This is a genomic window from Allobosea sp. 05T439, assembly GCF_056396005.1.
This window is the reverse complement of record NZ_JBFTKP010000006.1, coordinates 263,462-279,636: the sequence shown is the minus strand read 5'-3', so window position 1 is coordinate 279,636 and position 16,175 is coordinate 263,462. Positions and strand designations below refer to the sequence as shown.

The following is a 16,175-nucleotide window of genomic DNA, read 5'->3' as shown; positions in this document are numbered from 1 at the left end:
AAGGGCCCGGCTGCTCTCTTTCGACCCTTGGAGCTCGGCTCGAACACGCGCCGTCGTGCGGGCGCTGCCATGAAGAACGCTTCCCATAATGCATCCTCCTCCTGACGACTCAGGATCGATGATGCACCATCAGATTTCGGGACTACACACCTAGAAGAGGTCGCCCTGCCCGCTGCGCGGAACGTCCCGGCGCGGCGCACGAGCCGGCCGTGGCGACAGCCCTTCCCCGCCCGCGGTGACGGTGACATCGAAGCTGCCGTCGCTGACCTGAACGCTGAGCGCCAGGCCGGGCTTTGCCTGCTCCACGCCGCGAACGAGCGCTCCCGAACCATCGCGCACCAGCGCATAGCCACGCGCCAGAACAGCCTGGGGGCCCAGCGAGCGGACCAGGCTCCAGGCCGATTCGAGCCTGTCGCGACGGCGCCCCAGACCCTGGACAAAGGCGCGGCTCGCCCTCAGCGACAGCTCGTCGGTGCGCTCATGCGCCCGTTGGAGGCGCAGCCGTTCTGCCCTGAGCAAAGCATCCCGCCCAGCCCGCAGGCGGCTTGAGAGCCCATCAAGCCTTGCCACATAGGTCGCGAGCCGGACTGATGGAGATTGCCGCACGAGCCTCTGCGACAAAGCTGCAAGCCGTTGCTCGTAAGCCCGCGCGTTGCGCGCCAATGCCGGAGCAAGACGCGCCGCGGCCAGATCGAGCCGCTGCCGCGGGCCGGAAAGGACAGCCTCCGGCCCCGGCAAGGCCCGCGCAAGCGCACGCAGATCGCTGCGACGGCGATCCGAGAGACGGCGCATCGCCCCCGCCTGCCGACGGGAGAGATCGGCGATCAGCGCCATCAGATCGGCGCGGACCGGCACGACCTTCTCGGCGGCGCCGGTCGGAGTCGGCGCACGCAGGTCGGCGGCGTGGTCGATCAGGGTCCAGTCGGTTTCGTGGCCGACTGCCGAGACGAGCGGGATCAGCGAGGCGGCAGCGGCGCGCACCACGACCTCCTCGTTGAAGCCCATCAGATCCTCGAGCGAACCGCCACCGCGCGCGACGATGATCACGTCGGGGCGCGGGATTCGTCCGCCTTCCGGCAATGCGTTGAAACCGGCAATGGCGGCCGCCACCTCGGCCGCACTGGTCTCGCCCTGGACGCGGACCGGCCAGACCAGGACATGGCGAGGAAAGCGGTCCTCGAGACGGTGCAGGATGTCGCGGATGACAGCACCGGTCGGCGAGGTCACCACGCCGACGACGCGCGGCAGATAGGGAATGAGCTGCTTGCGCCCCTCGTCGAACAGGCCTTCGGCAGCGAGCCTCTTGCGACGCTCCTCAAGCAACGCCATCAGCGCGCCGACACCGGCCGGCTCGAGCGAATCGATGACGATCTGGTAGCTCGATTTGCCGGGGAAGGTGGTGATCTTGCCGGTGGCGATGACCTCCAGCCCTTCCTGAGGCCGTGTCTTCAACCGCCCGAAGACGCCCTTCCAGATCACCGCGTCGATCTTGGCGTTCTGGTCCTTCAGCGAGAAATAGACATGGCCCGAGGCGACCGGGCCGCGATAGCCCGAAATCTCGCCACGCACCCTGACAAAGCCGAAGGCGTCCTCCAGCGTACGTTTGAGCGCACCAGACAGGTCGGAAACCGACCATTCCGGCGCATTGGAGGGCTTGGTGTCGGGCGATTCGATATCCATTGCGCGACCATAACGGTCGCAGCGACGGAGCAGAAGCGTTGCCCCGCGCCGCTGCGAAGGCTATTGCGCGCGGAGCAAGCGGAGACGGCGCGATGAACATCCTTCTGATCGGTTCCGGCGGACGCGAACATGCGCTCGCCTGGGCGATATCCGGCTCGCCGCTCTGCGACCGGCTCCTTGTCGCACCCGGCAATCCCGGCACCGCGCAATGCGGCGAGAACGTCGCGCTCGACATCGCCGATCACGCCGCAATCGTCGCCTTCTGCAAGCGGGAGAAGGTCGACCTCGTCGTGGTCGGGCCGGAAGGGCCGCTCGTCGCCGGCATCGCCGATGATCTCGTCGCGGCCGGCATCAAGACCTTCGGCCCCTCGAAGACGGCAGCCCAGCTCGAGGGCTCGAAAGGCTTCACCAAGGAACTCTGTGCCGAGTTCAACATCCCGACGGCCGCCTTCGGACGCTTCGGGGATGCAGCATCGGCCAAGGCCTATGTCAGGGCTCAGGGCGCGCCGATCGTGATCAAGGCCGACGGGCTCGCCGCCGGCAAGGGCGTGGTGATKGCACAGACCCTCGACGAGGCCGATGCCGCCATCGAGATGATGTTCTCGGGCGGCTTCGGCGCAGCAGGCGCCGAGGTGGTGATCGAGGAATGGATKATCGGCGAGGAGGCGAGTTTCTTCGCACTCTGCGACGGTAGCCATGCCCTGCCGCTTGCCTCGGCTCAGGACCATAAGCGCGTCGGCGACGGCGACACCGGCCCGAATACCGGCGGCATGGGCGCCTATTCGCCCGCCCCGGTGATGACCAAGGCCCTGGAAGACCGGGTCATGGCGGAGATCATCGCACCGACGCTCGCGGGAATGCAGAAGCGGGGCGCACCGTTCAAGGGCGTGCTTTTCGCCGGATTGATGATCACGGCGCAGGGGCCGAAGCTGATCGAGTACAATGTCCGCTTCGGCGACCCGGAATGCGAGGTGCTGATGCCGCGCCTGAAGAGCGATATCGTGCCGGCCTTCCTCGCCGCCTGCGACGGTGTGCTCAGCTCGTTCGACCTGCGCTGGCTGGACGAAGCCGCGCTGACCGTCGTTCTGGCGGCGCGGGGTTATCCCGCCACGCCCGAGAAGGGCAGCATCATTCGCGGCATCGAGAAGGCCGAGGCTATGGACAATGTCCTCGTCTTCCATGCCGGGACGAAGCAGTCCGGGACCGACATCGTTGCCGATGGTGGTCGCGTGCTCAATGTCGTTGGCCTCGGCAAGACTGTCAGCGAGGCCCAGCAACGCGCCTATGCCGCCGTCGACGCGATCGACTGGCCGGAGGGGTTCTGCCGCCGCGACATCGGATGGCAGGCGGTCAAACGGGAGCAGGAAGGCTGAACATCCGCGCTCGTCGGGGGTTAGGATTTCAGCCAGACTGATATCAGGCCAGCGGTTACGCCAGGAGCGCTCCTCCATGAGCAATCTCGATTCACTCTTTCCCGGCTTCACAGCCCATTGGGTCGACGGGCCCGTCGGCAAGATCTTTGCGCGTTCCGGCGGTGAAGGGCCGCCGCTCGTGCTCATTCACGGTTTCCCGCAGACCCACGCCGAATGGCACAAGATCGCGCCCGAACTGGCGAAGACCCATCGTGTCGTCTGCCTGGACTTGCGCGGCTATGGCTGGTCGGCGGCTCCCCATGGCGATGGCGGCAAGGAGACCTACACCAAGCGCGCCATGGGCGAGGACGTCGTCGCCGTCATGGAAGCGCTCGGCCATATCCGCTTTGCCGTGATCGGCCATGACCGCGGCGCGCGTGTCGCCTATCGCCTCGCTCTCGACCATCCCGGCAGGGTCGAGCGGCTTGCCGTGCTCGACATCCTGCCGACGCTCTCGATGTGGGACGGCATGGACGCCGCCCGCGCCATGCAGGTCTATCACTGGACCTTCCTGGCCCAGCCCGAACCCGTGCCGGAAAACCTGATCAAGGCCAATCCCCAGGCCTGGCTCGATCATACGATCGCGAGCTGGACACGGGCCAAGGCGCTCGACGTATTCAACCCGCTCGCGCTCCGATCCTATGGGGAATCATTCGACGACCCGCATCGCATCCATGCGGCCTGCGAGGACTATCGCGCTGGCGCCACCACGGATCTCGCCCAGGACAGGGCCGATCTCGCGGCGGGAAAGACCATCCTCTGCCCGGTGCTGGCACTCTGGGGCGAAGCCGGAATACCCGCCAAGGGCGAAAGCCCGCTCGCGATCTGGCGCTCGACCTTCGCGCCCAAGGCCGAGGGGAAAGCGATCATCAGCGGCCATTTCCTGCCGGAGGAAAACCCTGCAGCAACGCTGGAGGCCTTGAAGCCGTTCCTTGCTGGCTCGGTTGCCTGAGCAGGGTTCAGGCCGCAGCATCGCACCATGCCAAGCTTCACGACGCCTGCCGAGCAACGATCCGACAGCGCCGAGCCCAGGCTCGCGCTCGTGCTTGGGGCCGGAGGGGCACGGGGCCTGAGCCATATCGCGGTACTGGAGGCGCTGGACGAACTCGGCGTGAGGCCCGGCCTCATCGTCGGTTGCTCGATCGGGGCGATCATCGGCGCGGCCTATGCGGCCGGCCTCTCTGGCAGCGAGCTGCGGGAGCATGTGTCACTGACATTCCGTGACCGGGCCAAGGTGATCGCGCGGCTGCTCGACGCCCGCGTCGGCAAATTCACCGATCTCATGCGCGGGCTCGGCAATCCCGTGCTGATCGACGGCGAGCGGCTGCTCGACCTGTTCTGGCCGCAAGCCGTGCCCGACCGGTTCGAGGAGCTCAGATTTCCCTTCGCCGCGATTGCGACCGACTACCATCTCCATGCAGAGGTCTCGTTGACGAGCGGGCCGCTGACGCCGGCCGTCGCCGCCTCGCTGGCTATTCCGGGTCTCGTACGCCCGGTGGTGCTCGGCGGCCGCGTGCTGATCGATGGCGGAGCGATCAACCCCCTGCCCTATGACAGGTTGCTGGCGCCGGGGCGCATCGTCGTGGCGGTCGACACCAGCGCGCCGGCAACGATCAGCGACACGCGCGTGCCCGAGCCGCTCGAAGCGATGGTCGGCGTCTCGCAAATCCTGACGCGCACCATCGTACAGCGCATGATCGAGCGCCACCCGCCAGATATCCTGATCAGGGCCGGCATCGACGGCTATGGCGGGCTCGACTTCTTCCGGGCGCAAGCCATCCTCGACGCCTCCGAGCCGCTCAAGGACGAGGTCAAGCGAAGGCTGTCTCAGGCACTCCGGCAGGGCTGAGCGCCTCCGGTTCGTCGCAGCGAAAACCCGGCAATACCGAGATCAACGCGTCACGCCCCTCATCGGTCAGGATTACGGCACGACTGTCCTTCTTGCGCAGGACCCAGCCCGTCTCGAAGCAGCGGCATGCGAGGGCTGCGGCCAGGCTTCCCGCCAGATGCGGACGGCGCTCGCTCCAGTCGAGGCATGGCCGCAACGACGCGCGCCGGCTCCTGGCCGCCTGAGCGATGTCGATGCCGAGCGCCGCGAAAACGCCTTCCCCCGATGTCGCCAGGCCGTAGCCGCCATCGGCAACCGTCAGGTGCCCGCCCGCGACCAGCGCATCATGCAGGCCGATGCCGAGGCGCCCGGCGAAATGATCGTAGCAGGTGCGGGCCCGGCTGAGGTCGGCGCCGACCCGGGACGGCAAGCGGCGACTGGAGGGCTGGCTTCCGGCGAGGACCATCAGCCCTTCGAGCGCCGTGGCGACCTCAGGCCCGGCGAGCCTGTAATAGCGGTGGCGCCCCTGGACGGCGACCGCGAGCAGGCCGCCCGCCATCAGGCGGGCGAGATGGCCGCTCGCCGTCTGCGGCGCGACGCCGGCAATATAGGCGAGTTCCTTGGCGGTCAGCGCGCGCCCGTCCATCAGGGCGTGCAGCATGTTGGCGCGGGCTGGATCCCCCATCAGATGGGCGATCTCGGCGAGATAGGGGCCATGCGTGCTCATGCAGCCATCTTGCTCCCTTGCTCAGCCGAGGCAACCTGGAACAGTACGCTCCCCACCGTAGCGTTCGGGCGCGACAGTCCGCATCGACACTGCCACAAACAGCCTCATGGAAAACGCAGATCTCATCCTCTTCATCGCCGCCACCTTTCTTCTGGCCGGCTTCGTCAAGGGCGTCATAGGGCTCGGCCTCCCGACCATCGCAGTCGGCATCCTCGGCGTGGTGATGGCACCGGCGCAGGCCGCGGCGTTGCTCGTCGTGCCCAATATCGTCACCAACAGCTGGCAGGTCGCAACCGGCCCGGGGCTGAAGGCGATCATGATCAGGCTCTGGCCGATGCTTGCCGGCATCTGCGCGGGGACTTGGGCGGGCGCCGGGTTGCTGCAACAGAGCAAGGGCGGCTCGGCCACCTTCTGGCTCGGCTGTGCGCTGGTGCTCTATGCACTGGTCGGGCTGAAGGCGGCGAAGCTGCGCGTCCCTTCCAGTGCTGAGGGTTGGCTCGGCCCCGTCATCGGCATCACGACGGGCATCGCCACCGCTGCGACCGGTGTCTTCGTATTGCCGGCCGTGCCCTATCTGCAGGCGCTCGGCCTGGACAAGGACGAGCTGGTGCAGGCGCTGGGCGTCTCCTTCATCATTTCGACGCTGGCCTTGTCGGTCGGCCTGATCGGAGCAGGCGCCCTGGATGTCGGCGTGGCGCAATCCTCGCTGCTGGCGCTGCTGCCTGCGCTTGCCGGCATGTCGGTCGGCCAGGCGATCCGCACGCGCATCTCCGCGGCCACCTTCAAGCTCAGCTTCTTCGCGGGGCTGCTGATGCTGGGATGCTATCTGGTGATCAGGACGCTCGCCTGAACGTCCTGCCAGCACCTTGGGGGTACGGCGCCAATTCGTTTGGGCGCGCCCTCAGCTTGCAAAGTCGAGCAGCGCTGAACGGCGCCGTTCGGCGTTCGCCAGATCCGCGATCGGCGACAGGATGCATTTGTCGAACGGCTCCAGCGCCCGCCCCTCGCGGAAACGCGTCGGCCAGTCGGCATGGGTCAGCGCGCCACGCCCGAGCGACACGAAGTCCGCCTCGTCGCCCTCGATCATGGCCGCAGCACGTTGCGGATCGTGCAGCGACCCATTCGCCAGAACCGGAAGCCGGGCATGCATCCGCGCCAAGGCCGCCAGACTTGGCCCGGTATCGCCGAAGGCCGGGCGCCACCCCTCGAATTCGGTCGTATGGATGTAGTCGAGGGGAAGCGTGCCCAATGCGCTGAACACCATCTCCGCTTCGCGGACACCTCCGACCCATTTGTGGAGGAAGTCATTCACCTTGGCCTGCGAGATTCGCATGCCGACGACATGATCCGCTCCCACGGCCGAGCGAACGGCTTCGGCAACTTCGACGAGGAGCTGAAGGCGGCCCGCAATGCTCCCGCCATAGCGATCCTGGCGTCGATTGATGCCCTCGGTCAGGAACTGGTCGAGGAGGTAGCCGTTGGCTCCGTGGATCTCGACACCGTCGAAGCCAGTCTCCCTTGCGAGCGCGGCCGCGCTGGCAAAGCCTGCCACCGCTTCACCGAGATCCACCTCCGACATCGCACGAGGAATGCGGTAGGGGCCATTGCCGCGATAGAACGCCATTTGCTCGCCCTTGGGACGCAGGGCGGAAGGGCCGATGCTATGGTCCCGATGGATGTTGCCTTGCGCCAGGGCTCCGGCGTGCATCAGCTGCGCAACAATCCGCCCGCCTGCGTCATGAACCGTGCTGACGACCTGTCGCCACGCCTCGACCTGTTCGGCATCAGCGAGGCCGGGCTGGTACTGGTAGCCCTGCGAGAATGCCTTGTCGGTGTAGATGCCCTCCGTCACGATCAGGCCGAAGCCGCCTTCCGCGAATGAACGGTAATAGGCGGCCATACCTTCGGTGGCACGGCCATCGACGGTTGCACTCACGCGCGTCATGGGCGCAACGACAAGCCGGTTGGATAGAGCGAGCCTGCCGATCCGGACGGGGGAGAAGAGACTCTCCTCCGCCCTCTGGCGAGGCAGGCCGGAAGCGGGGTTGCCAGTCATCTTACCGGCCCTCCCCTGGCACTGCCGCAATCGCCTCGATCTCGATCATCACCCTGGAATCGTAGAGGCCCTTGACCTCAGCGATCGTGTCGGCGGGATAAGGCGCGCTCCAGAACCTGCGGCGAAGCTCGACCACGTCCTTGAACTGAGCCTGCATGTCGGTGACGAAAATCGTCACCTTGACGACATCCTTCAGGCTGGCACCGCCCGCTTCGAGGGCACGCCGCAAATTGGAGAAGGCCTGCTCGCCCTGGGCTAGGAATCCGCCCTCCACGACCTTGCCCTCGTCATCATAGCCGGCCTGGCCCGATACGAAGAGAAGGTTGCCGACCTTGATGGCCTGCGACAACAGATACGGCTCGTAGGGGTCGGGCCGCGTGACAACTTGCTCGAACATCTTTTCATCTCATCTGTGAATGGACTGGCCGCGTCGCGAGATGAATTTCATTCATCCAATCGGTGTGCCCGTCCGGCGATGAGATGAATGTGTGCGTTCACGCCCAGGACAACAAACGCGAAATCCTCACTCGATAACTGAATCAAACTCACTCATAATCAGGCAAGTTGTGAGCTCAATCATTGGACCTCCGTGATGCGACGCCTGCCGCCCTTATCCTCGCTGCGGGCATTCGAAGCTGCGGCGCGTCATGGCAGCTTCAAACGAGCCGCCTCCGAGCTGCTGGTCACGGCCACTGCGGTCAGCCACCAGATCCGGACGCTCGAGGAGCACCTCGATGTGCGCCTGTTCGACCGCCAGACGCGGCGTGTCAGTCTGACCGAACAAGGCCGGGCGCTCTATCTCGTGCTGCGCGATGGCTTCGACGCCTTCGCCGCAGCGATCGAGCGCATTCGGTCAGAGCGGAAACGGCCGGTCATCACGATCTCGGCGACCGTAGCCTTCTCTGCGAAATGGCTGGTGCCGCGCGTCGCCGGCTTCCAGAAAGCCCACCCCGGCGTCGATCTGCGGCTGCACGCATCAGACGATGTTGTCGATCTGCACTCGGGCCAGGTCGACCTGGCGATCCGATATGGCCATGGCAGCTATCCCAATCTCGACGCGCGCCAACTCATCGCAGACCGGTTCGCCCCGGTGGTCAATCCGGTGCTGGACGTCCACCAGCCCGCCGATCTCGCGAAGGTGCCGCTCATCCATTTCGAATGGCGCAGCGCAGATCCCGATCATCCGACCTGGCCGATCTGGTTCGAGCGGACAGATATGCGGCCCGATGCGAAATCGGCCTTGCGCTTCACCGATGAAAGCCAGGCGATCCAGGCTGCAGTCGCCGGCCAGGGAGCGGCGCTGCTCAGCCTGGCGCTCGTGAGGGAGGAACTCGATGCAGGCCGGCTCATCCAGCCATTCGGCCCAACGCTACAGGGACTGACGTATTCCGTGGTGACCCTGCCGAGCCGCTCCAAGGAGGCGCTTGTGCACGCGGTTCGCGACTGGCTGATTGCGGAAGCAGCGCGTTAGCTCAATCACCCGGCTTCTTCTTGCCCGTGAGCAGGGCATAGATCGCCATGGCGTGGCCATGGCCGAGATCGAAATCCGATTTCAGCCAATCCACGACCTGCCCTGCCTTGACGCCCGGCCTGAGCCTGCCCGCTTCCGAGAGGCCCTTCGCGTCGGCAAGCGCCTGCAGCTCCTCAGGCCCCTTGCCGGTTTTCTGCTTGATGGTGTCGAGATAGGCCTGAAAGGACATTGCGCCTCGCGATGTTCATTTGTCGGGAGCGGAACCGTAGCGACGCTGGATGCATCCGCAATCCCCAGGGCGGGACGAGCGCATAATCCCCCCTAACGCCGCGCCTTGAAGAACCCGCGCAACAGATCCGCCGCCTCGCTTTCAGCGATGCCGCCATAGACATCCGGCGCATGGTGGCATGTCGGGCTGGCATAAAGCCTGACACCGTTCTCGACCGCGCCTCCCTTGGGATCGGAGGCGCCGAAATAGAGCCGCCTGATCCGGGCGAAGGAAATCGCGGCAGCGCACATCGGGCAGGGTTCGAGCGTGACGTAGAGATCGCAGCCGATCAGCCGTTCGCTGCCGATTTCTTCGCAGGCGCGCCGCAAGGCCAGCATCTCGGCGTGTGCGGTCGGATCCTTCAGCTCGAGCGTGCGGTTGCCGGCACTGGCCAGGATGGTTCCGTCCCTGACGACCACGGCTCCGACCGGCACCTCGCCCCTGGCACCTGCCGCCCGGGCCTCCGCGAGGGCGAGATCCATCCCCTCCAGCTCGGCACGCTTCGATTGCAGCATGAAACCTCTGCTTTGGCGCTCGCGAGGCATGATACGCTCTGCTACAAGCGCCGGCTGTGCAGGAGCGATGATGAGCGACGACAACAACCAGAAAAGCCGTGGTCCACGCAAGGGCGGTGGAGCTGGCGGCAAAGGCGGCGGGTTTGGCGGAGGCGACGGCAAAGGCCGTGGCCCGTCACGCGGCCGCCCACCTTCGGGCGGAGATCGCCCGCCATTCCGTGGCCGTTCGGGCGATGACAGGCCGCGCCGCGATGCCGGGAGCGAGGGCGAACGCCCCGCCCGTCGCTTCGACAGGCCCGCAGGCCAGCGTGACGGCGCACCGCGCCCGCCGCGCGAGGGCGGCGAACGGCCGTTCCGCAGCAGGACCGAGGGCGAACGCGCTCCGTTTCGTGCGCGTTCGGGAGATGATCGCCCTTCGCACAGGACATCCGAAGGCGGCGAACGCCCCGCCCGGCGCTTCGACAAGCCGGCCGGCCGACGCGACGACGCCCCGCGCCCGCCGCGCGAGGGCGGCGAAAGACCGTTCCGCAGCAGGACCGAAGGCGAACGCGCCCCGTTTCGTGGTCGCTCGGGAGATGATCGCCCTTCCCACAGGACATCCGAAGGCGGCGAACGCCCCGCCCGGCGCTTCGACAAGCCGGCTGGCCGACGCGACGACGCCCCGCGCCCACCGCGCGAGGGTGGTGAAAGGCCGTTCCGAGCCCGCTCCGAGGGCGAGCGCAGCACGAGCCGTCCGCCCCGCGAAGGTGCGGCCCCCCGCGGCAGGAGCTTCGGCGACCGGGATGCTGGCGCACCGCGCTTCGACAGGCCACGCGCCGAGCGGCACGACCGTCCGCGCGGCGACGACCGGGTTCATCGTCCGCGCCGCGAGGATGCCGAGCCCCAGGCACCGGGCGCAGTCCTCCTGCCCTCGATCGAGCCGGAGCGCATCGCCAAGGTGATGGCGCGCGCCGGCGTCGCCTCGCGCCGCGATTGCGAGGCGATGATCGCCGAAGGCCGCGTCAGCGTGAACGGCAAGGTGATCGAAAGCCCGGCACTCGATGTCGGACCGAGCGACGTGATCCTCGTCGATGGCGAGCCATTGCCGGCGCGCGAGCGCACTCGGCTCTGGCTCTATCACAAGCCGCGCGGGCTGGTGACGACGAACCATGATCCCGAAGGCCGCCCGACCGTATTCGAGGCCCTGCCCGAGGACCTGCCGCGCGTTCTCTCGATCGGCCGCCTCGACATCAACACCGAGGGGTTGCTGCTGCTGACCAATGACGGCGGACTGGCACGCGTGCTCGAGCTGCCGGAAACCGGCTGGCTCCGGCGCTATCGTGTGCGCGCCTTCGGCAGCATCACGCAGGACAAGCTCGACACACTGCGCGATGGCGTCACCATCGACGGCATCAGCTACGGGCCCGTCCTGGCACGTTTCGAACGCGAGCAGGGCTCGAACACCTGGCTCGTGGTCGACCTGAGAGAGGGCAAGAACCGCGAGGTCAAGACCGTCCTCGAGCATCTCGGCCTTGCCGTGAACCGGCTGATCCGGGTCTCCTTCGGGCCGTTCCAGCTCGGCGATCTGCCGGAGGGTGAGATCGACGAGATCCGCTCCCGCGTGATCAAGGACCAGCTCGGCGAAGAGCTAATGGCCAAGGCCGGCGTCGATTTCGAGGCACCGCGCCGCGATGAGCTGCCGGCGGCGCCCAAGCGCGCGCCTGCGGGCGAGGATCGCCCGCGCCGCCGCGAGGGTGGCGAGGAGCGTGGGGCGCGCGGCAGTGGACGTCCGGTTTCGCAGGACACCCGCAGCGAGAAGCCTTGGAAGCGCACCGTCTGGCGCGATGAGGAGGCCGAGCCGCAACGTGAGCGCCGCTCGGCCCCAAGGCGTGGCGCCGATCCGAAGGAGGCGCGGCAGGCCCGCGAGGCGACCGGCCAGATCGAACGCAAACGCGACAAGGCGATTGCCGATCCGAAGGGACGCCGCGTGCTGGTCGAGCGCGTCAGCGCGCCGGCACGAGAAGAAGCGCCCGCCCGCCCGGCTCGTGCCGAGCGTACCGGGCCGGGAGCCCGCGGAGCGCGCCCGCAGGAGCGCGGCGCGTCACCTCGCGGCCTTGGTGACCGGCCTCAGCGCCGTCCACGCGATGAGGGGGCCGGCGGACAGGATCGCAGCGACGAGCGTCCATGGCAGGAGCGCGCGCCACGCGGCGAACGCCCTGAGCGCGCCCCTCGTGAGGGACGCGAGCGACCCGCCCGACCTTTTGCCGAGCGTCAGGGCGATGACCGTCCGCGCGGTCGCAGCTTCGGCGACAGGCCAAGCGGCGGCAGACCGTCCGGCGACCGCCCGCACGGGCGCGGCGCTGGCGGCAAGCCCGGCGGCGGACGTCCCTTTGGCGGCAAGCCCGGCGGCAAGGGACCGCGTCCCGGTGGCGGCGGCCGCGGCAAGCGTGACTGAGAGTAGCGCCTGATGAGAATCGTCGGCGGCCGCTTCGGCGGCCGGCCCCTGGCCGGCCCCAAGCCGGGTATCGGCACGATCCGCCCGACCTCCGACCGGTTGCGCGAATCGCTCTTCAACGTGCTCGCCCATGCCTATGACGACGTGGTCGAGGGCGCGCGCGTGCTCGATCTCTTCGCCGGAACCGGCGCGATGGCGTTCGAAGCGCTCTCGCGCGGTGCCGGCTTTGCACTGCTGGTCGATGACGGCACCGAGGCACGCGGCCTGATCCGCGAGAACCAGATGACGCTCGGGCTCGCCGGCCTGAGCCGTATCTTCCGCCGCGATGCGACCAAGCTCGGCCCGATCGGGCCGATGGCGCCTTTCCAGCTCGTCTTTTGCGATCCGCCCTATCGCAAGAATCTTGGCGAGAAGGCGCTCATCTCGGCACGCGATGGCGGCTGGCTGGCCGCTGGTGCGCTGATCGTGCTTGAGGAAGCGGCGGGGGTCGAGATCGCCCTGCCCGGCGACTTCGAGGAGCTGGAGCGACGCGACTATGGTGAAACCCAGGTCTGGATCCTGCGGGCGCCCTGAGGGCTTCACCGCCGCCCGAACAGCTTCTCGATATCGTTCAGCTTGAGCTCGACATAGGTCGGGCGGCCATGGTTGCACTGGCCGGAATTGGGCGTGACTTCCATCTCGCGCAGGAGCGCATCCATCTCCTCGGGCCGCAGGCGCCGGCCGGCACGCACCGAGTTGTGGCAGGCCATCGTCGCCAGCACATGGTCGAGGCGCCGTTCGAGCGACCCTGAATCGCCATGCTCGGCGAGCGTATCGGCGACGTCGCGAACTAGCTTCTGCAGATTGCCGCCAGCCAACGCGCTCGGCGCCTCGCGCACCAGCACGGCACCGGATCCAAAGGATTCGATGGTCAGGCCGAGCGAAGCAAGGTCACCGGCGACAGCGATCAGGCGGTCGGCGTCGACCGGATCGAGCTCGACCACTTCCGGCAGCAGCAGAGCCTGGCGGGCAATACCCGTCCTGGCCCTCTCGGCCTTCAGCCGTTCATAGACCAACCGCTCATGCGCCGCGTGCTGGTCGACGATGACCATGCCGTCACGTGTCTGGGCGAGGATATAGGTTTCATGGACCTGCGCCCGCGCGGCGCCAAGCGGGCGGTCGAGGGCATCCTGCGCCGGCTCGGCGACATGGGCTCGCGCATCGGCCGATGGCGTCACGAAACCCGTGAAATCGGCCTGCCGCGCCTCGCCGAACCCGGCCGATGGCGACGCCCAGGCAGGTGCGGACGGCAGCATTGGACGCTGCACTGACGGCTGCTGCCCGGCCCCAGAGAAGACCGCGCGGAAGGCTTCCAGCGTCCGGGCGCCACCTGTCGTCGTGGCGCGGTGCCCGGCCTCGGCCAAGGCGGCCTTCAGGCCGGATACCACGAGGCCGCGGACCAGGGCCGGATCGCGGAAGCGGACTTCGCTCTTGGCCGGATGGACGTTGACGTCGACGAAGCGCGGATCGCAGATCACATCGAGAAACAGCATCGGGTGCCGGTCGGAGGGCACCACATCGGCATAGGCGCCGCGCACCGCCGACAGCAGCAGCTTGTCCCGCACCGGCCGGCCATTGACCGCCAGATGCACGCCGGCCGAGGTCCCTCGATGGAAGGTGGGCAGCCCGGCGAAACCGATGACCCGAATGCCCTCGCGCGCCACGTCGAGCCGCAGCGCATTCTCGGGAAAATCACGGCCGAGCGCCCGCGACAACCGGCGCAGCAGCCCTTCCTCGCCGATCGCCTCGGCTGGCCAGTCGAAGCCGGTGACATGGTCACCTTCGAGGGAGAAGCGGATGGTCGGATGGGCGATGGCATGTCGCCGCAACATCTCGGAGACGGCCTGCGCCTCCGCCCGATCGCTCTTCAGGAACTTGAGGCGGGCCGGGGTGAAGATGAACAGATCGCTGACCTCGATGCGCGTGCCGGGCGCAGCAGCGGCCGGACGAACCACGCCCTTCTCACCGGCCTCGACGACGAGGCCGTGGCCCTGCGAAGCCTCGCGTTGGCGCGTGGTGATCGCAAGCCGCGCCACCGAGCCGATCGACGGCAGCGCCTCGCCGCGGAAACCGAGAGACTGGATCGCGAAGAGATCGCCATCCGGCAGCTTCGAGGTGGCGTGGCGCTCGACCGACAGCGCCAGATCCTCGGGCGACATGCCGGAGCCGTCATCGACGACGCGGATCAGCTCGCGGCCGCCGGCCGCAATGGTCACGGCGATCGCGCGCGCACCGGCATCGATGGCGTTCTCGACCAACTCCTTCACGGCAGCAGCCGGCCGTTCGATCACCTCGCCGGCGGCGATGCGATCGACCAGGATGGGATCGAGACGGCGAACGGTCATGCTGAGCCCGGCAAAAAGGGAGCGAGCGCGGAAACCCGAATCGTCAGCCGCGCCCTTCGGCAAGATAGCGCTTGGCGAGGAGTTTCGCCTCTTCGACCGCCGGCTGATCGAACGGATCGACGCCCATGGCGTAGCCCGTCAGGATCGTTTCCAGCATGAAGTGCATCAGGATCTCGCCATGCACCGTCTCGTCGACATGATCGACATGGAGGCGGCGCACCGCGCGGCCGTTCTTGGCGAAGGTATCGATCATGGCGACGCCCTGCGCCGCGACGAGATCGCCGATCGTCTTGCCGGCGAAACCGTCCTCGCCGATCTTCTTCGCCAGAGCAGCATCGATCCCCGGGCCCCTGCCCTTGGTGCTGAGGGTCAGAACGGTGAAGAACTTGTCCTTCGGCCCGGCGAGATAGAGTTGCTGCTGCGAATGCTGGTCGACGGGCCCGAGCGCCGCGACCGGCTGGGTGCCCTGTCCGTCCTTGCCGAGGCTCTCGGCCCAGAGCTGGACCCACCAGCGCGTCAACAGGGCGAGCTTGTCGGCATAGGGCATCAGCACTGCGATGCCCTTGCCAGAGCGCATGGCGGCGAGGTGCAGGGCCGCACCCAGCGCAGCCGGGACCTCGCGGACGCCCTTGCCCGCCAGCAGGGGAGCAAGTGCCTTTGCCGCACCGTTGCGCAGGGCTTCGATATCGAGGCCGAGGATCGCGGCCGGCAGCAGACCGCAATTGGTCAGGACCGAGTAGCGCCCACCCACGCCGGTATGATGGTCGAGGAAGGGCGTACCGAACGGCTCCAGCAGGGCACGCAGCGGGTGCAGCTTGCCGGGCTTGGCCGGCTCGGAGAGCCCCTGGAAGTGCCGGCCAATCTCACCATCGGGGATACCGGCGGCGCGCAGCGCGGTGATCGCCGCGATGCTCTGCAGCAGGGTTTCTCCGGTGCCGCCTGATTTGGAGATGGCCACGAACCTGGTCGACTTGAGCGGCAGTTTCGTGAGCAGGGAGGCAAATGTCTCAGGATCGAGATTGTCGATGAAATGCACGCGCGGCGTGGGCGCGAAGCTCGACAGGCCGGCAATGCCGGAGCCGGCGAGCTGGGCCAGCGTCTGGCCACCGAGGCTGGAGCCGCCCGTGCCGAGGATCAGGATATCGGTCGCGCCTTCGCGCAGGCGTTTTGCGGCAGCATGGACCGGTGCCAGATCGGCCGTATCGGCCGGCAATCCCAGCAGGGGCAGCGACTTCGCGTCCGCCTCGCCCTTCAGCCGCGCCAGCGCGGGCGCGAGAGCGGCCAATGCCTTCTCGAAGGCAGCATCGGGGATGCCACCGGCGCCGACACCGGATTCGAGCGCGAGGTCGAAGCGTTGCTGCAGCATGGCCTGGTATCCGTATGGGGTCGGTGGAAAAGCG

15 protein-coding genes are annotated in these 16,175 nt (G+C 67.6%); 7 read left to right on the top strand and 8 right to left on the bottom strand.

Annotated features, from left to right (window positions below; genetic code table 11):
• Positions 1 to 150: 150 nt before the first annotated feature.
• On the bottom strand, positions 151 to 1,680 hold the full coding sequence (gene xseA / locus AC1DIO_RS09730) for an exodeoxyribonuclease VII large subunit (RefSeq protein WP_441506133.1): 1,530 nt from the start codon (positions 1,678 to 1,680) through the stop codon (positions 151 to 153).
• Between the two features lie 92 nt (positions 1,681 to 1,772).
• Between xseA and purD the strand changes: the two genes are divergently transcribed.
• The 3 genes from purD (at position 1,773) to AC1DIO_RS09715 (ending at position 4,941) form a co-directional block, all read left to right on the top strand.
• Positions 1,773 to 3,053, top strand: a complete 1,281-nt coding sequence (purD, locus tag AC1DIO_RS09725; RefSeq protein WP_476853362.1) for a phosphoribosylamine--glycine ligase — start codon at positions 1,773 to 1,775, stop codon at positions 3,051 to 3,053.
• Positions 3,054 to 3,129: 76 nt separating this feature from the next.
• Entirely contained in the window at positions 3,130 to 4,044 is a 915-nt protein-coding gene (locus tag AC1DIO_RS09720; RefSeq protein WP_441506131.1) for an alpha/beta fold hydrolase, read from the top strand.
• Between the two features lie 27 nt (positions 4,045 to 4,071).
• Complete coding sequence (locus AC1DIO_RS09715) at positions 4,072 to 4,941, top strand: patatin-like phospholipase family protein (RefSeq protein WP_476853361.1); 870 nt, start codon at positions 4,072 to 4,074, stop codon at positions 4,939 to 4,941.
• On the opposite strand, the gene AC1DIO_RS09710 is transcribed toward AC1DIO_RS09715, so the two are convergent.
• Positions 4,904 to 5,647 carry an ArsR/SmtB family transcription factor gene (locus tag AC1DIO_RS09710; protein WP_476853360.1) on the bottom strand — a complete coding sequence of 248 codons (744 nt, stop codon included), beginning with the start codon at positions 5,645 to 5,647 and terminating at the stop codon, positions 4,904 to 4,906. The genes AC1DIO_RS09715 and AC1DIO_RS09710 overlap by 38 nt on opposite strands.
• 106 nt (positions 5,648 to 5,753) lie before the next feature.
• Between AC1DIO_RS09710 and AC1DIO_RS09705 the strand changes: the two genes are divergently transcribed.
• On the top strand, positions 5,754 to 6,497 hold the full coding sequence (locus AC1DIO_RS09705; protein WP_441488875.1) for a sulfite exporter TauE/SafE family protein: 744 nt from the start codon (positions 5,754 to 5,756) through the stop codon (positions 6,495 to 6,497).
• Between the two features lie 51 nt (positions 6,498 to 6,548).
• On the opposite strand, the gene AC1DIO_RS09700 is transcribed toward AC1DIO_RS09705, so the two are convergent.
• Together AC1DIO_RS09700 and AC1DIO_RS09695 are read right to left on the bottom strand one after the other, a co-directional pair.
• Positions 6,549 to 7,703, bottom strand: a complete 1,155-nt coding sequence (locus AC1DIO_RS09700; protein ID WP_441506127.1) for an oxidoreductase — start codon at positions 7,701 to 7,703, stop codon at positions 6,549 to 6,551.
• Position 7,704: 1 nt separating this feature from the next.
• Positions 7,705 to 8,100 (bottom strand): RidA family protein, encoded by a 396-nt coding sequence (locus tag AC1DIO_RS09695; protein WP_441488873.1) that lies wholly within the window; start codon positions 8,098 to 8,100, stop codon positions 7,705 to 7,707.
• 195 nt (positions 8,101 to 8,295) lie between these two features.
• Between AC1DIO_RS09695 and gcvA the strand changes: the two genes are divergently transcribed.
• Positions 8,296 to 9,174, top strand: a complete 879-nt coding sequence (gcvA, locus tag AC1DIO_RS09690) for a transcriptional regulator GcvA (protein ID WP_441506126.1) — start codon at positions 8,296 to 8,298, stop codon at positions 9,172 to 9,174.
• 1 nt (position 9,175) lies between these two features.
• Here the strand turns inward: gcvA and AC1DIO_RS09685 are convergent, their stop codons facing one another.
• Both AC1DIO_RS09685 and AC1DIO_RS09680 read right to left on the bottom strand, forming a co-directional pair.
• On the bottom strand, positions 9,176 to 9,403 hold the full coding sequence (locus AC1DIO_RS09685) for a DUF4287 domain-containing protein (RefSeq protein WP_441488871.1): 228 nt from the start codon (positions 9,401 to 9,403) through the stop codon (positions 9,176 to 9,178).
• Positions 9,404 to 9,495: 92 nt separating this feature from the next.
• Positions 9,496 to 9,924, bottom strand: coding sequence for a nucleoside deaminase (locus AC1DIO_RS09680; RefSeq protein ID WP_441489224.1), 429 nt, complete (start codon positions 9,922 to 9,924; stop codon positions 9,496 to 9,498).
• Between the two features lie 103 nt (positions 9,925 to 10,027).
• Between AC1DIO_RS09680 and AC1DIO_RS09675 the strand changes: the two genes are divergently transcribed.
• Together AC1DIO_RS09675 and AC1DIO_RS09670 are read left to right on the top strand one after the other, a co-directional pair.
• Positions 10,028 to 12,391 carry a pseudouridine synthase gene (locus AC1DIO_RS09675; protein WP_441506125.1) on the top strand — a complete coding sequence of 788 codons (2,364 nt, stop codon included), beginning with the start codon at positions 10,028 to 10,030 and terminating at the stop codon, positions 12,389 to 12,391.
• Positions 12,392 to 12,403: 12 nt separating this feature from the next.
• Positions 12,404 to 12,964: an RsmD family RNA methyltransferase gene (locus AC1DIO_RS09670; protein ID WP_441488869.1), complete on the top strand. Its 561-nt coding sequence runs from the start codon at positions 12,404 to 12,406 to the stop codon at positions 12,962 to 12,964.
• Positions 12,965 to 12,969: 5 nt separating this feature from the next.
• Here the strand turns inward: AC1DIO_RS09670 and mutL are convergent, their stop codons facing one another.
• Entirely contained in the window at positions 12,970 to 14,775 is a 1,806-nt protein-coding gene (gene mutL / locus AC1DIO_RS09665; RefSeq protein ID WP_441506124.1) for a DNA mismatch repair endonuclease MutL, read from the bottom strand.
• 43 nt (positions 14,776 to 14,818) lie between these two features.
• Entirely contained in the window at positions 14,819 to 16,141 is a 1,323-nt protein-coding gene (locus AC1DIO_RS09660) for a glucose-6-phosphate isomerase (protein ID WP_476853359.1), read from the bottom strand.
• Positions 16,142 to 16,175 lie beyond the last annotated feature (34 nt).

Excerpts from the sequence above, each read along its gene's own strand:
- xseA (WP_441506133.1), bottom strand. The coding sequence starts at position 1,680 with ATGGATATCGAATCGCCCGACACCAAGCCCTCCAATGCGCCGGAATGG.
- AC1DIO_RS09720 (WP_441506131.1), top strand. The coding sequence starts at position 3,130 with ATGAGCAATCTCGATTCACTCTTTCCCGGCTTCACAGCCCATTGGGTC.
- AC1DIO_RS09715 (WP_476853361.1), top strand. The coding sequence starts at position 4,072 with ATGCCAAGCTTCACGACGCCTGCCGAGCAACGATCCGACAGCGCCGAG.
- AC1DIO_RS09710 (WP_476853360.1), bottom strand. The coding sequence starts at position 5,647 with ATGAGCACGCATGGCCCCTATCTCGCCGAGATCGCCCATCTGATGGGG.
- AC1DIO_RS09705 (WP_441488875.1), top strand. The coding sequence starts at position 5,754 with ATGGAAAACGCAGATCTCATCCTCTTCATCGCCGCCACCTTTCTTCTG.
- AC1DIO_RS09700 (WP_441506127.1), bottom strand. The coding sequence starts at position 7,703 with ATGACTGGCAACCCCGCTTCCGGCCTGCCTCGCCAGAGGGCGGAGGAG.
- AC1DIO_RS09695 (WP_441488873.1), bottom strand. The coding sequence starts at position 8,100 with ATGTTCGAGCAAGTTGTCACGCGGCCCGACCCCTACGAGCCGTATCTG.
- gcvA (WP_441506126.1), top strand. The coding sequence starts at position 8,296 with ATGCGACGCCTGCCGCCCTTATCCTCGCTGCGGGCATTCGAAGCTGCG.
- AC1DIO_RS09685 (WP_441488871.1), bottom strand. The coding sequence starts at position 9,403 with ATGTCCTTTCAGGCCTATCTCGACACCATCAAGCAGAAAACCGGCAAG.
- AC1DIO_RS09680 (WP_441489224.1), bottom strand. The coding sequence starts at position 9,924 with ATGGATCTCGCCCTCGCGGAGGCCCGGGCGGCAGGTGCCAGGGGCGAG.
- AC1DIO_RS09675 (WP_441506125.1), top strand. The coding sequence starts at position 10,028 with ATGAGCGACGACAACAACCAGAAAAGCCGTGGTCCACGCAAGGGCGGT.
- AC1DIO_RS09670 (WP_441488869.1), top strand. The coding sequence starts at position 12,404 with ATGAGAATCGTCGGCGGCCGCTTCGGCGGCCGGCCCCTGGCCGGCCCC.
- mutL (WP_441506124.1), bottom strand. The coding sequence starts at position 14,775 with ATGACCGTTCGCCGTCTCGATCCCATCCTGGTCGATCGCATCGCCGCC.
- AC1DIO_RS09660 (WP_476853359.1), bottom strand. The coding sequence starts at position 16,141 with ATGCTGCAGCAACGCTTCGACCTCGCGCTCGAATCCGGTGTCGGCGCC.